Origin of the sequence: Ligilactobacillus hohenheimensis, assembly GCF_947381805.1 — a bacterium.
GTDB classification, from domain to species: domain Bacteria; phylum Bacillota; class Bacilli; order Lactobacillales; family Lactobacillaceae; genus Ligilactobacillus; species Ligilactobacillus hohenheimensis.
On record NZ_CANCXC010000001.1, the window covers coordinates 685,830 to 699,410 of the forward strand.

The 13,581-nt window shown below is 51.9% G+C and carries 11 protein-coding genes and 1 other annotated feature; of the genes, 3 read left to right on the top strand and 8 right to left on the bottom strand.

Going from position 1 to position 13,581, the window contains the following annotated elements; genetic code table 11:
• Positions 1-148 precede the first annotated feature (148 nt).
• Together QOR60_RS03335 and QOR60_RS03340 are read left to right on the top strand one after the other, a co-directional pair.
• A complete protein-coding gene (locus QOR60_RS03335) occupies positions 149-967 on the top strand; it encodes a pyruvate, water dikinase regulatory protein (protein WP_283581937.1) in 819 nt (272 codons plus the stop codon).
• 255 nt (positions 968-1,222) lie between these two features.
• Positions 1,223-2,614 (top strand): amino acid permease, encoded by a 1,392-nt coding sequence (locus QOR60_RS03340; protein ID WP_283581938.1) that lies wholly within the window; start codon positions 1,223-1,225, stop codon positions 2,612-2,614.
• 98 nt (positions 2,615-2,712) lie between these two features.
• On the opposite strand, the gene QOR60_RS03345 is transcribed toward QOR60_RS03340, so the two are convergent.
• The 5 genes from QOR60_RS03345 to hisS all read right to left on the bottom strand — a co-directional run bounded on the left by QOR60_RS03345 (position 2,713) and on the right by hisS (position 8,924).
• Complete coding sequence (locus QOR60_RS03345; RefSeq protein ID WP_283581939.1) at positions 2,713-3,621, bottom strand: deoxyribonuclease IV; 909 nt, start codon at positions 3,619-3,621, stop codon at positions 2,713-2,715.
• Positions 3,622-3,631: 10 nt separating this feature from the next.
• Entirely contained in the window at positions 3,632-4,804 is a 1,173-nt protein-coding gene (locus tag QOR60_RS03350; RefSeq protein ID WP_283581940.1) for a CDP-glycerol glycerophosphotransferase family protein, read from the bottom strand.
• A gap of 11 nt (positions 4,805-4,815) precedes the next feature.
• On the bottom strand, positions 4,816-5,688 hold the full coding sequence (locus QOR60_RS03355; protein WP_283581941.1) for a YitT family protein: 873 nt from the start codon (positions 5,686-5,688) through the stop codon (positions 4,816-4,818).
• Between the two features lie 183 nt (positions 5,689-5,871).
• On the bottom strand, positions 5,872-7,635 hold the full coding sequence (aspS, locus tag QOR60_RS03360; protein WP_283581942.1) for an aspartate--tRNA ligase: 1,764 nt from the start codon (positions 7,633-7,635) through the stop codon (positions 5,872-5,874).
• A gap of 11 nt (positions 7,636-7,646) precedes the next feature.
• Positions 7,647-8,924 (bottom strand): histidine--tRNA ligase, encoded by a 1,278-nt coding sequence (gene hisS / locus QOR60_RS03365; protein ID WP_283581943.1) that lies wholly within the window; start codon positions 8,922-8,924, stop codon positions 7,647-7,649.
• A 71-nt stretch (positions 8,925-8,995) separates the two neighbouring features.
• Positions 8,996-9,176, bottom strand: a binding site (T-box leader).
• Positions 9,177-9,297: 121 nt separating this feature from the next.
• On the opposite strand from hisS, the gene QOR60_RS03370 reads away from it, so the two are divergent.
• Entirely contained in the window at positions 9,298-10,155 is an 858-nt protein-coding gene (locus QOR60_RS03370) for an N-acetylmuramoyl-L-alanine amidase (RefSeq protein ID WP_283581944.1), read from the top strand.
• 77 nt (positions 10,156-10,232) lie between these two features.
• On the opposite strand, the gene QOR60_RS03375 is transcribed toward QOR60_RS03370, so the two are convergent.
• From QOR60_RS03375 to QOR60_RS03385, 3 genes are read right to left on the bottom strand one after another with little or no spacing between them, the layout of a single operon-like run.
• Entirely contained in the window at positions 10,233-10,862 is a 630-nt protein-coding gene (locus QOR60_RS03375; RefSeq protein ID WP_283581945.1) for an HAD-IA family hydrolase, read from the bottom strand.
• Positions 10,863-10,876: 14 nt separating this feature from the next.
• Positions 10,877-11,323 carry a D-aminoacyl-tRNA deacylase gene (gene dtd, locus QOR60_RS03380; protein WP_283581946.1) on the bottom strand — a complete coding sequence of 149 codons (447 nt, stop codon included), beginning with the start codon at positions 11,321-11,323 and terminating at the stop codon, positions 10,877-10,879.
• A gap of 11 nt (positions 11,324-11,334) precedes the next feature.
• Positions 11,335-13,551 carry a RelA/SpoT family protein gene (locus tag QOR60_RS03385; protein WP_283581947.1) on the bottom strand — a complete coding sequence of 739 codons (2,217 nt, stop codon included), beginning with the start codon at positions 13,549-13,551 and terminating at the stop codon, positions 11,335-11,337.
• Between the last annotated feature and the right edge of the window lie 30 nt (positions 13,552-13,581).

Sequence of the window (13,581 nt, forward strand, 5' to 3'; positions counted from 1 at the left end):
TACGACCAACTTAAACAGTTCTTTTACATTGTACTCCCGTTAATGCACGCCAGTCAACAATCTTTTCCGCCTTTTCACCCCACGCTAACCGCTTTCTTTTTGGTATAATATTCACGGATAAAAGCGCTTTATTTAGGAGAGGATTTTCATGACAACTAACAATTCAATTCCGGTATACGTTATCTCGGACTCACTCGGTGAAACTGCTAAGCACGTCGTTGATTCGGCCCTTGTCCAGTTCCCTGATAGCAACTTTACGGTGGAGAAATTTCCGTTTTCCCGGACAACATCAATGATCGATGGCATTCTAAACCGGGCAAAACGGGCAAACGCCTTTATCATCCACACCCTCGTTGATCCCGAACTCGCCCACCACGTAAACACGTTTTGCGAAGAGAACGACCTGGACTACTTTGATACCATGTCACCCTTGATGGCAAAGCTCGAACACCGGACGGGCCAGCACGCCGCCCACGGAATCAGCATGAACCACACCACGGATAAAAACTACTTCGACCGGATTAAGGCGATTGAATTTGCGGTTACGTACGATGATGGTAAGGATCCGAGCGGTTTTCTTAAAGCCGACATCGTCTTATTAGGAATTTCCCGGACATCCAAAACGCCACTATCACTTTACCTGGCAAACCAGGGCTACAAGGTCGCCAACCTGCCGCTTGTCCCCCAAGCACAAATTCCCGAAGAAATTTACCGGGTAGATAAGGATAAGATCTTCGGGTTGACGAACGACCCGGACGTCCTGAATAACATCCGGCGGGAGCGCATGATTGCGTATGGGCTTGATCCTGAAACGACCTACTCCAACACGGACAATATCACAAAGGAACTGGAGTACGCCAACAACCTCTACCGTGAACTTGGATGTCTCGTGATTAACGTTGCCCACAAGTCCATCGAAGAAACGGCCACCCTTATTATGGAAAGTCTTCCGGCGAAGGATGAATAATTGGGGGACGTTCCAGTTTCTTCCCGCTGCTGGCCTTATATGTGCCCAAACGAGCGTGATAAACCCTAAAAGCTGACAGATTATGACATGTCTAGCTTGGCGTTTTTACCACGCTCGTTTTTTAATGGCCATATTCCACCTTTATCTAAGAATAAAATGATGATAAAATGAAAGAAATCTCATTTTAATTGTTCTTTTTCAATTCACTTGTAGTAAAATGGAATTAACTTTTTCAATGCGTGAGGAGGAGAATTTATGGCGACGGAGAAGCGTAAACTAAAGCGGTCCCTATCACCTGGTCAGCTGGAAATGATTTCCCTTGGTGGTGCGATTGGGGTCGGCCTGTTTATGGGATCGACATCAACCATTAAGTGGACGGGGCCGTCCGTTATCCTCGGATATGCCCTGGTAGGGGTAATCCTATATATCATTATGCGGGCACTGGGAGAAATGCTATACGTCAACCCCGGAACGGGTTCCTTTGCCCAGTTTGCGACCGAATACATTCACCCACTCGCGGGCTACCTCGCTAAGTGGGCCAATGTTTGTGAGTATATTGTTGTCGGGATGTCCGAAGTTATCGCGGCTACAGAATACCTGAACTACTGGTGGCCCCACCTGCCCGCCTGGGTGTCAGGACTAGTCGTCATCGCGTTTTTAACGCTTACTAACCTACTATCGGCGAAATCATACGGGACCCTGGAGTTCTATTTCTCCATGATTAAGGTTGTCACCATCATCCTCATGATTATTCTCGGAGCACTTATCATCGTTCTGGGCTTTGGTAATCACTGGCATCCCGTTGGGTTCAGTAACCTGTGGGCCCACGGTGGTTTCTTCACCGGTGGCGTCAAAGGCTTCATCTTTTCAATGTCCATTATTGTTGGGTCATATCAGGGAATTGAACTTCTCGGGATCTCTGCCGGAGAAGCGAAGGACCCGAAGCACGCCGTTGTTAAGTCAGTTAAGTCCGTCATTTGGCGGATCTTAATCTTCTACGTGGGCGCAATCGGGGTGATTGTTACCATTTACCCGTGGAACAAGCTTGGAACGATCGGTTCTCCGTTTGTCCAGACGTTTGCGAAGATTGGGATTACGAGTGCCGCCGGAATTATTAACTTTGTGGTCCTTACGGCCGCCCTTTCCGGTGCAAACTCAGGAATTTACAGTTCTAGCCGGATGCTCTACATGCTGGCCCACGAAAACGATGCACCGAAGAAACTAGGAAAACTTTCCAAGCGCCTCGTTCCGAATAACGCCATCCTCGCTATTTCAGGCGGGATTCTCCTTGGCTTTATCCTTGACCTCGTGTCGTCAGCGTTCAGTAAATCAACCGCTAACCTGTTTGTGGTCGTCTTTAGTTCGAGTGTGTTACCGGGGATGATTCCGTGGTTAGTAATTCTTTTGGCCGAACTCCGGTTCCGGAAGAACAATCCGGAAATCATGGCTGGTCATCCGTTTAAGTTGCCACTTTACCCGTGGTCTAATTACCTGGCGCTCGCCTTTATGGCCGTGATTATCATCTTCATGTTTATTAATCCTGACACCCGCGTTTCGGTCAGCGTGGGGGCGATCATCCTGGCAGCGCTTATCATCGTATACATTGTTCGGCACGGCCTAGGAAAACGGACCGATTATAAATACTAAAAACGTGATAATTCAAAGAAGTAACCCTAGTGAAAGGCATAAACCTCCACCAGGGTTACTTCTTTTATAATCTTTTCTCCTAATTTTCAACCGGTCAGCTACTCTTCTAGTAACTTGCCCTTCGCCGCCAGGATATGCTCCTGCACATCCGGATCAAACTTATTCGCTGTCAGCATCTGAATTTCAAACCCGTACGGGGCGTACTTATGGTTTTTATCCGGGCCAACGTACGGCGTCTCCAAAATCTTCGGCACATCCGTTAGTTGCGGATGGTGGGCAACGTAGTTCAGTGCATCAAAGCCAATCGTGCCACACCCAATATTCTCGTGCCGGTCCTTATGGCTTCCCTGCGGGTTCTTTGAATCATTCAGGTGAATCACCTTTAACCGGTCAAGCCCAATAATGTGGTCAAACTCGTTGAGAACACCATCAAAGTCATCCTTAATGGCGTACCCCGCATCGCTTGTGTGACACGTGTCCAGTGTGACCGAAAGGCGGTCGTTTAAGGTCACCTTGTCAATAATCGCGGCCAGTTCCTCAAAGGTCCGGCCAACCTCAGTCCCCTTTCCCGCCATTGTTTCCAGGGCAATTTGAACGTGCTGCTCCCGGGATAACACCTCGTTAAGTCCCCGGGCAATGCTGGCAATCCCCGCTTCGGCACCGGCACCGACATGTGCTCCCGGATGCAGGGTCATTTGCGGTGCCCCGAGTGCATCTGCCCGCGTCACTTCTTTTTGTAAAAACTCAACGGCAAACGCAAACTTATGCGGATCGGCGTTTCCCAGGTTGACAATGTACGGTGCATGCACAACGATATCGTGAATGCCGTGCTCCTGCATAAACTGTTTCCCAGCTGGGATGTTCATCTCTTCGAGCGGTTTCCGCCGGGTATTTTGCGGGGCACCCGTATATACCATCATTGTGGTGGCGCGATACCCGGCCGCCTCCTTCGCTGATCCTAAAAACATGTCCTTCCCGCGCATCTTAACGTGTGATCCAATTAACATTCTTCTCACCTCATTTATTGACCGGGAGGTACGTATCAAGTACCCGCCTGGTTGCCTCTCCGTCATTCATTGTATTCCACTGAGCGTTAAACGTGGCTAAATTAGCCTGGTTACTTGGGGACTGAAGCGCCGCGCTGACCTCCTGCGCAGTCTGACAGACGGGGCCTGGTAGCCACGTCTTCATATCAGGCTGCAGGCCAACTTGCTGCTGGTACGCAGCTTCATCATACCAGTAAAAAATCATCCGCCCCGCATTAGGAAGCACCGCATAATCAAAAATCACCGACGAATAATCAGTAATCAAACAATCGGTGACCGTCAGGAGGTCCTCCGTAGTAAAGTCAGGAATCAGCATTACTTGTTGGCCAAACCGCTTTACAAACGCCTGCTCCATAGCCTGAACGTGGGGGTGTAACTTAATGACCAACCGTTGTTTGGGTGATAGTGCCGCCACAATCTGTTCAAAATCGTTAGGGACCTGAAAGGCTGGCTTCCCCGCCGCATCTTCCCGGTACGTTGGCGCATACAGAATAACTTCCTTTTCCCGGAGTTCGGGATATTGGTCATATATCCGGGCAGGGGTTTGCTGCCGCCATGTTCGGTCAAACAACCGGTCGCTGCGCGGGTACCCTAATACCCGCATCCGTGATTCCGGGACGTGGTAACTTTGCGCAAACACCCGGGCCATCTGGGTAGAACCAACAACGTATTCATCAAACTGATTGTATACCCGCTGAAACCGGCGCCTATCCGCCCGGGAGCGGTGCTGCGTCCGTGGTTCTTCCCATCCAAAGGATTTAACCGCCCCGTTTGCGTGCCACACCTGGATGACCGTGGTTTCCTGGTGGTTAAACGGGCAGCCCGCCAAGAAGGCGTAGTAATTATCACAAAACAGTAGCCGCGCGTTCATGATTAGCCGTAACGGACGGCCCAGGAACCGCAACCCATCCGTAAAGACCTGCGCCCTAATTCCGTCAGCGGCTAACTGCCGCGCCGCTGCCGCACAATTTGGGCGGTATAACACGGTGACCGGAGTTCCACACTGCCGGGCTCGCTGTGCCAATGCCCGGATAAACTCCTGGTTATTCCCGAAACTCATGACATACACGATTTCTCGGGGCGTCCGGTTTCTAACCATCCCAGCTACCAGCCGCACCAGCCATAAATAAATTATCTTTTTCATCAGGAAGCCCCCTATGGTTCCGGTTCGTAGAAGTGCCCCATAATGTGGACGTTATCCGCAATGCTAACAAAGGCGTGCGGGTCCGACTCCTCCATCGCCATTTTAAGTTCCGGTTGTTCATACCGGGAAATAACGGTAAAGAGAATCGTCTTCTCATCGTGCTTGTACGCTCCCTCAGCACCGTGGACAATCGTAATTCCCCGTCGCAGGTGGTTTTGAATACAGTCAATTACGCTCTTCGGCTTGGTCGTCACGATCATCACCTGCATTTTTTGCTGGCGGGTGTAGACCATGTCCATTACGCGGGCGTTGACGAACAAGCCCATCGCTGAATAGAACGCATACGGCCAACCATAAACCGCCCCGGCCGCAAACACAATCAAGGCATTAAATAACAGGTTAAACGTCCCGATGTTTTTCCCGGTTAGTTTCCGAAGGGTCAATCCTAAAATGTCCAATCCCCCCGTTGAAATCCCGTTTTTCAGTGCTAACCCGGTCCCAAAGCCGTTGATGACCGCCCCAAAAATTGAGCAAATAATCGGGTCGGTCGTCAGTGTCACGGGCTTAATCACCTTAATCATGACACTTGAACAAACAACCGCAATGAACGTAAAGACCGTAAACCGGTGTCCAATTTCCTTCCAGGCGAGCCCAAATAACGGAACGTTGAGGACAAACAACATTAAAGCCGCAGACAACGGGTGCTGCCAGTGTGCGGTGAGGGATGCAACCAGCTGGGCCGCCCCCGTCACCCCCGACGAATAAATCTTTCCGGGGGTCCAGAAGAAATTCATTGCGACTGACACCAAGATACCATAGATAAACGCCGTCGATGCCCGTGAAATGTAAGCATGGCGCTTCCAAATTTTTTGTAATTCGTTCACGTTGGGGACTCCTTCATCTTTTGCTGTCGTTAGGATAACGCACAACCAGCACCCCGACAAGCCACCCGGTCAAAATTTATTAATTCCACTCCGGTTGCGGCCTAGGCGGTTCACCTTAAAGCTTCCGAAAATAACGAAAGGACTGCAACTCATCGTCACAGTCCCCCGTTAAATCACCGGTAATTATTCTTCTGTCTCGAGGTGTAACTCATCCAACTGCTTCTGGGCCACCGGCCGCGGCGCGTTCGTCAACGGGTCAACCGCCTTGGAGTTCTTCGGGAACGCAATTACTTCCCGGATATTATCCCGCTTAGCAAGAAGCATTGCGAACCGGTCCAATCCCAGTGCTAAGCCGCCATGCGGTGGGAAGCCGTAGTCTAAAGCGTCCATGAACCAACCAAACTGGGCCTCCGCCCGTTCCGGCGTGAACCCTAACGCCTTAAACATCTTCTCCTGCACGTCCCGCTGGTGAATCCGGATTGACCCCCCACCAAGCTCGTAACCGTTCAGCACGATATCATAACTCTGGGCATGCGCCTTATGTGGATCCGTTTCAAGTAAGGCAACGTCCTCTTCGTTTGGCATCGTAAACGGATGGTGGGCAGCAATGTAGCGGCCAAATTCCTCACTGTACTCGAATAGTGGCCAATCAACCACCCAGATAAAGGCAAACTCGTTCTCATCAATCATGCCCTGTTCCTTCGCAATGGCACACCGCAGGTACCCGAGGGAATCCGCTACGACCTTCCGTTTGTCCGCTACAAATAACAGCAGGTCGCCTTCCTTGGCCGCCGTTGCGTCCTTAACGGCCTGAACCACCGCATCATCCCTAAAGAACTTTGCGATTGGCCCGCTAAAGCCGTCCGCCGTAACCTTCATCCAGGCCAATCCCTTGGCCCCGAAGCGTTTAATGTACTCCTGCTTTTGTTCGATTTGTTTCCGGGAGTACTTCTCCGCTCCGTTTGGAACAGCGATGGCCTTGACCTGCCCACCGTTTTCAAGCGCACTATCAAAGACCTTAAATCCGGCCGGCCGCACCGCTTCAGCAACGTCCTTTAACTCCATGCCAAACCGAATATCTGGTTTGTCTGAGCCAAACCGGTCCATGGCCTCGTTCCACGTAATCCGCTGGATTGGCGTCTTAATGTCAACCCCCAGCGTCTCCTTCATTACCCGCTTAAGGAGACCCTCAGTCATGGTTTGGATTTCTTCCGCGTCCATAAACGACATCTCCATGTCAATCTGGGTAAATTCTGGCTGGCGATCGCCCCGAAGGTCTTCATCCCGGAAGCACCGGGCAATCTGGTAGTACCGGTCAAAGCCCGCGCCCATCAACAACTGCTTAAACAGCTGCGGTGATTGCGGGAGCGCGTAAAACGATCCCGGGTAAACCCGTGATGGCACCAAGTAGTCCCGCGCCCCTTCAGGCGTTGACTTTGTTAAGTACGGCGTTTCCACGTTAATAAAGTCGTTTTCGTCGAGGTACCGGTGAACGGCCTGGGTAATCCGGTTCCGAATCAATAACGCCCGCTGCATTTCCGGCCGCCGCAGATCCAGGTACCGGTACTTTAACCGTAAGTCATCCGCTGCGCTAATATCATCCTTAATTTCAAACGGCGTGGTCTTGGCCTTATTCAGAATAATCATTTCCTGAACGTTGACCTCAACCTCCCCGGTCTTCATGTCAGGGTTGATTGCACCGTCTCCCCGTTTAACCACGGTTCCGTGGACCTCAATCACATCCTCACCGTGTAACGACTCCGCCGTGTTCCGCACGGCTTCCGGTGTTTCCGGGTTAACGACCAGCTGCACAATGCCATGCCGGTCCCGCAAATCGATGAACACCAGGTTCCCGAGGTTCCGCTTCTTTTGGACCCAGCCCTTTAAAACCACCTGCTGGCCAACAAACTCCGCCGTTACATTTCCACAATACGTTGTTCTTCTCATGCTCCTACTCCCTACTTCAGTAACTCGTTAAAGTGCTGTTCAACATCTGCCAGGGAAACCTGCCGTTCCGTTCCCGTTGCCATTTCTTTCAGGTTAGCGGTCTGGTTCGCAAGTTCCTGTTGCCCGATAGTTAACGTGTACCGGGCGTTTAACCGGCTCGCCGTCTTAAACTGCCCCTTCGGTTTTCTTGCCAGGTAGTCCCGGTCAGCGCTAATTCCCTGCTGCCGCAAAGCCTGAACCACACGTAACGTTGCCGCATCCGTTTCCGCCCCGATTCCAACCACGTATACGTCCAGTTGGTCGTCAGTCGGTAAGTTGCCCTGTTCTGCTTCCAGGATTAAGAGGAGCCGTTCAACCCCAATTCCGAAGCCAATTCCCGGTGTTTCCGGACCGCCGAGTTGTTCAACTAACCCGTTATACCGGCCACCTGCACACACGGTCATCCACTTGCCACCAAAGGCCTGGGCGTTACTCATAATTTCAAAGATTGTGTGGTTGTAGTAATCCAACCCCCGCACCATGTTCGGATCAACTTCGTATTCAATTCCTAGTTCATCAAGGAGCCGCTTCACCTGGTCAAAGTGTTCCTGGGCCGCTGGTGTCAGGTAATCAAGAATGGACGGGGCGTCCTTAACAATCTCCTGGTCGTGCTCATCCTTACTATCAAGCACCCGGAGAGGGTTCTTGTGTAACCGTTCCTTGGAGTCATCCGATAGCTCTGCTTCGTACGGGGTTAAGAAGTCAATCAAAGCCTGCCGGTATGCCTTCCGGGATTCAACGTCTCCCAGCGTATTCAGGGCAATCCGTAATCCGCTTAACCCCAAGCGGTGGAGAAAGTCAACCGCCATAGCCATTACTTCGACATCTAAGGCTGGACTGTCCACCCCGAACGCTTCCACGCCAATCTGGTGGAATTCCCGGAGCCGACCAGACTGTGGCCGTTCATACCGGAACATCGGTCCCATGTAGTAGACCTTCAGGGGCTTTTGTACTTCCGGCCCGTACAGCTTGTTCTCAATGAACGCCCGGACAACACCGGCCGTTCCTTCCGGCCGTAACGTGATGTGCCGGCCACCCTTATCGTTAAAGTCGTACATTTCCTTCGTGACAATGTCTGACGTTTCCCCTGATGTCCGGGAGAAAACCTCGTAGTTTTCAAACATCGGCGTCCGGATTTCGTGGTACCGGTACTGGTTAAATAATTTCCGGGCAACCCCTTCAACGTACTGCCATGCAGCACTTTGGGTCGGTAAAATATCCGCGGTTCCCTTTGGCTTTTGGTACTTCATTTAATAACCTCCTCTAACAATGTCGGCCCTTCCAGTTAATAAAATAAAAGCGCCCCATCCAGCAACAGCCAGATAAGGGCGCAACGTGGCGCGGTACCACCTTATTTTTAACTTAACTGAGATAACGTATCACACGACATTGATTCAATGTACCTCAAGGGTGTCTTCCCCAACACTAACCCCGAACCTTCCACCATCCGTTCGGTCGCTACTGGTCGTTCACCAGGTACTAATCCCTCTCACTGGTTTTCATATTCAATTTTCAGAATACTGGCCGGGCCCCTAAAAGTCAAGTCATCCCCCGTTTTTAAAGCCCATTTCTTTGTACTATAATGGCAGAGAACAACTAATTACACGGGAGTTGAACGCAATTATGCAAACGAACCACCAGCACCGTCAACTACGAGGCGACCTGCTCGTTCTCATTGCGGTGTTCTGCGTTCTAGGCGGATACCTCGCCTACCGAACAAAAACATACCTTAACCAGACAACCATTCAACAGACAACGACCATGCGGACCGGACCAGGAATTGAATACCGCGGTACGATGGAATTACCAAAGGGCACCCGCGTGGCGGTTATCCGCTCAAAGTATGAATGGCTCAAGGTCACAACGAGCGCCAACCAACAAGGATGGGTGCCTGCCTGGAAGCTTCCCGCCAAGTACCGCCCCGTAATCCGGAGCCTGAAAAACGCAACGATTGTTATTGATCCCGGTCACGGCGGGTCTGATTCAGGCGCCCTAGCCGTGCACGGGCAAATGGAAAAAACGTATACCCTGAAGTTTGCCCGGATGGTTGCGGCTAAACTTCGCGCGAAAGGCGCAAAGGTCTACCTGACCCGCGATAGTGACCGGTTTGTCAGCTTGAAGGCCCGCCCTGCCCTGGCGAAACGGGTCCACGCCAACCTCTTTATTAGCTTCCACTTCGATTCTTCACCGGACGAAAACGAAGCCTCTGGGTTTACCACCTACTACTATCACCGGGGACCGTCCCTCCAACTTGCCCAGGACGTTAACCACCAAATGCGCCACCTTCCAATCACGGATAAGGGCTCGCGGTTCGGGAACTTCCTGGTAATCCGGGACAACACCGTTCCCGCGATTTTAATCGAAGGCGGGTACATTAACACGAGCCACGACTTCCAGTATATTCGCTCGTCACGGTACCGCAACGTAATGACAAGTGATGTGGTCACCGGAGTGCAACATTTCATCGAGACTAACCACTAGCCAAAAAGGGATGCGCCAAAAAGGTGCGTCCCTTTATCGTTTGCTGTAAGTAGCCAGACTGAATTATACAGCCCAATTTAAGCTTTTTTATCAACAAGCTCCCACATCGACTTAATCCGTTTATCCGGGTTTCCGTCCTCGTTAATGATGTTGTCCGGGTCAAAAAGAATCCCCTTCATGCCCGCATTATGCCCCGCCTCGACGTCCAAGGCGCGGTCACCAATCATGGTTGCGTGTTCCTTATCAACTGCGTATTCGTTACATAAGTAGTTGAGGGAAGCCGGGTCCGGTTTCCGGGGAAACGATAACTTCGAGGTCACAAAACCACTGAAGAGCTTCTTTAACCCGTCACGTTCCAAAATTGCGACGGCCTGTTCATCGCGGTGGGTTAACAAGAAGTTCCGGCCGCCATGATCGACAACCTGCGCGCACACCTCGACAACCCCCGGAAACGGGTGCATTTCATCGTGACGCTGTTCCTCGTATTCCTTGTATGCTGCCCGGGCAGTCGGTTCGTCCAGTTCAGGATGATTCGTTAACGCCCACTTGAACGTCCGCCCCAGTGACGTCTGCCGCATGTGGTGGTACACCTCATCCTTTTTCACCTTAATGTGTTGTTCCTGCATTGCGTGAACAAACGCAGCCACCATCACCGGGTATGTATTGTACAACGTTCCGTCAAAGTCCCAGAAGTAGGTCTCGCTCATGGTTCTCCCTCTTTCTACTTGTTGTTAGTGTCATAAATAATGGTAACCGGGCCGTCGTTGACCAGGTCAACCTGCATGTCAGCGCCAAACTGCCCCGTTGCAACCGGAATGCCGGTTTCCCGCAGACAGGTAACGAACTGTTCATAGTGACGGTGCGCCTTCTCTGCCTCTTCGGCCGCCGTAAAACTCGGCCGGTTCCCCCGGCGGGTATTGGCGTACAGGGTAAACTGAGAAACAGCTAAAATTGCCCCGCCAACCGCCTGAATATCCTGGTTCATTTTACCATCCGCATCAGTAAAGATTCGCGCCCGGATAATTTTCCGGGTACAGTACTCAATCTCTGCTGGTCCGTCCCCATCAGTGAACCCGACTAATAGTACCACGCCCGTTCCAATTTTACCAATTACAGTTTTGTTAACCGTCACCTGGGCCCGCTTAACCCGCTGCAAAACAACCCGCATTTTTACTCCTCCTAGTGAATCGGCCGCTTGACAACATACACGTCCGGCACGCGCTTGACGTTATCAATCACGCGCTGGAGGTGAGCCTGATCCCGAATTGCCATGGCAACCGTAATAATCACCGTCCGCTGGTGGTTAACGCGCCCGTTGATGGACGTGATGTTTTTCACCGTGTTGGTCACGGCTTGCAACACATCCGTCAGCAAGCCCGACCGGTTATACCCTTGAACCTCAAGTTCAGCCTCGTATGTCCGGTCAGTTCCGGGAATCATGTTCCAATCAACCGCCACCAGCCGGGCATCCTCACCCTGAGGAATATTCGGACACCCAACGCGGTGGACCGATACCCCGCGGCCCTTGGTAATGTAGCCGATAATCTCATCGCCCGGAATTGGATTACAACACCGACTTAGGTGCATCATCATGTTATCGGCCCCTTCAAGGAGCACGGCATCGTTTGGCTTTGGCCGTTTCTTTTCGTGGTGATCATCAGCTGCCGTGGATTCATGCTGCAGGACAGCCTGCTCTCTGGCGGCGTCCCGCTGCGCCTGTTGTTCCTTCCGAATCGCTTCTGTCAGCCGGTTAACTACCCCTTCAGGTTGAAGCTCACCAAACCCAACCGCCGCATACATATCATCCGCTGAGGTCAACTGCCGTTTAGCTAACACCCGGTCAATATTTGCGGGGGTCAATACCTGCCGCGGATTATACCCCGCATCCAACAGGGCGTGGTCAATGATGTCGCGGCCCTTATCAATGTTTTGTTCCCGGTCACGGCGCTTAAAGAAGCGCTTAATCTTGTTCCGGGCCCGACTCGTCCGCACCATGTCCAGCCAGTCATTACTTGGCCCCGCTGAATTCTTGGAAGTTAAGATGTCCACAATATCCCCGTTCTTAACGTGGTAATCAAGCGGGACGATCTTCCCGTTGACCTTAGCGCCCGTTGTCCGGTTCCCGATTTCCGTATGGATGGCGTACGCAACGTCAAGGGGACCAGCGCCCTGCGGGAGTTCGACCACCTCACCCTTAGGGGTAAAAATGTAAACCCGGTCGCCAAAGAGGTCGCCCTTCACGCTTTCCATGAAGTCACTGGCATCGGTCGTTTCATGCTGCAATTCAACGATTTCCTTAAACAGGTTCAGCCGGTCGCCCGTGGCACTCTGCTTCACTCCGCTAGTATTGCCTTCCTTGTATGCCCAGTGAGCCGCAATTCCGTACTCAGCAACCCGGTGCATCTTCTTCGTCCGAATCTGGACCTCTAACGGTTTCCCCTGCGGGCCAATCACCGTCGTGTGGAGTGACTGGTACATATTGGCTTTAGGCATTGCGATGTAGTCCTTGAACCGTCCCGGCATCGGTTTCCATTCCGAGTGGATTGCTCCCAGCACGGCGTAGCAGTCCTTAATGGAGTCCACCACTACCCGGACAGCGAGTAAGTCATAAATCTGACTAAACTCCTTGTGCTGGTCGTGCATTTTCCGGTAAATAGAATAGATGTGCTTGGGCCGCCCGTAGATTTCACAATCAAGGTGCAGACCTGCGATTACCCGGCGAATTTCCTGAATCGCCGCGTTAATGTAGTGCACCCGTTCTTCCCGCTTGGCGTTCATTAGGTGCACAATCCGGTAATACTGCTGGGGATTGAGGTACCGGAGGGAGAGGTCCTCCAGTTCCCATTTGATGGTGTTAATTCCCAAACGGTCCGCTAACGGCGCGTATATTTCGAGCGTTTCATTGGCAATCCGGCGCTGTTTATCCGGCCGCAAGTGAACCAGGGTGCGCATGTTATGCAGCCGGTCCGCAAGCTTCACAATAATCACCCGGAGGTCCTGGGCCATCGCAAGTAATAGCTTCCGGTGGTTCGCAGCTAACCGCTCTTCATGGGACTTGTACTGGATTTTGCTTAGCTTAGTTACCCCGTCGACAATCACTTCTACGTCGTGACCAAAAAGTTCACCCACATCGCCAAGGGTGACCGGCGTATCCTCCACCACATCGTGCAGGTAACCGGCCGCCACCGTTTCGGGATCCATGTGCAGGTTGGCTAAAATACCAGCCACCTGAATGGGATGAATAATGTACGGTTCGCCGGACTGCCGCCGCTGTTCGCGGTGAACGTACGTTGCAAAGTCACATGCCCGCTGAACGAACGCAACGTGGTCATCATTCATGTACTCCCGGCACATATCAACAACGTCCTGTGCATCCCAAACTGTTTCCTGCTTCACGGTCCCATTCCTCCAAATCCAGAAGTATTT

Excerpts from the sequence above, each read along its gene's own strand:
- QOR60_RS03335 (WP_283581937.1), top strand. The coding sequence starts at position 149 with ATGACAACTAACAATTCAATTCCGGTATACGTTATCTCGGACTCACTC.
- QOR60_RS03340 (WP_283581938.1), top strand. The coding sequence starts at position 1,223 with ATGGCGACGGAGAAGCGTAAACTAAAGCGGTCCCTATCACCTGGTCAG.
- QOR60_RS03345 (WP_283581939.1), bottom strand. The coding sequence starts at position 3,621 with ATGTTAATTGGATCACACGTTAAGATGCGCGGGAAGGACATGTTTTTA.
- QOR60_RS03350 (WP_283581940.1), bottom strand. The coding sequence starts at position 4,804 with ATGAAAAAGATAATTTATTTATGGCTGGTGCGGCTGGTAGCTGGGATG.
- aspS (WP_283581942.1), bottom strand. The coding sequence starts at position 7,635 with ATGAGAAGAACAACGTATTGTGGAAATGTAACGGCGGAGTTTGTTGGC.
- hisS (WP_283581943.1), bottom strand. The coding sequence starts at position 8,924 with ATGAAGTACCAAAAGCCAAAGGGAACCGCGGATATTTTACCGACCCAA.
- QOR60_RS03370 (WP_283581944.1), top strand. The coding sequence starts at position 9,298 with ATGCAAACGAACCACCAGCACCGTCAACTACGAGGCGACCTGCTCGTT.
- QOR60_RS03375 (WP_283581945.1), bottom strand. The coding sequence starts at position 10,862 with ATGAGCGAGACCTACTTCTGGGACTTTGACGGAACGTTGTACAATACA.
- dtd (WP_283581946.1), bottom strand. The coding sequence starts at position 11,323 with ATGCGGGTTGTTTTGCAGCGGGTTAAGCGGGCCCAGGTGACGGTTAAC.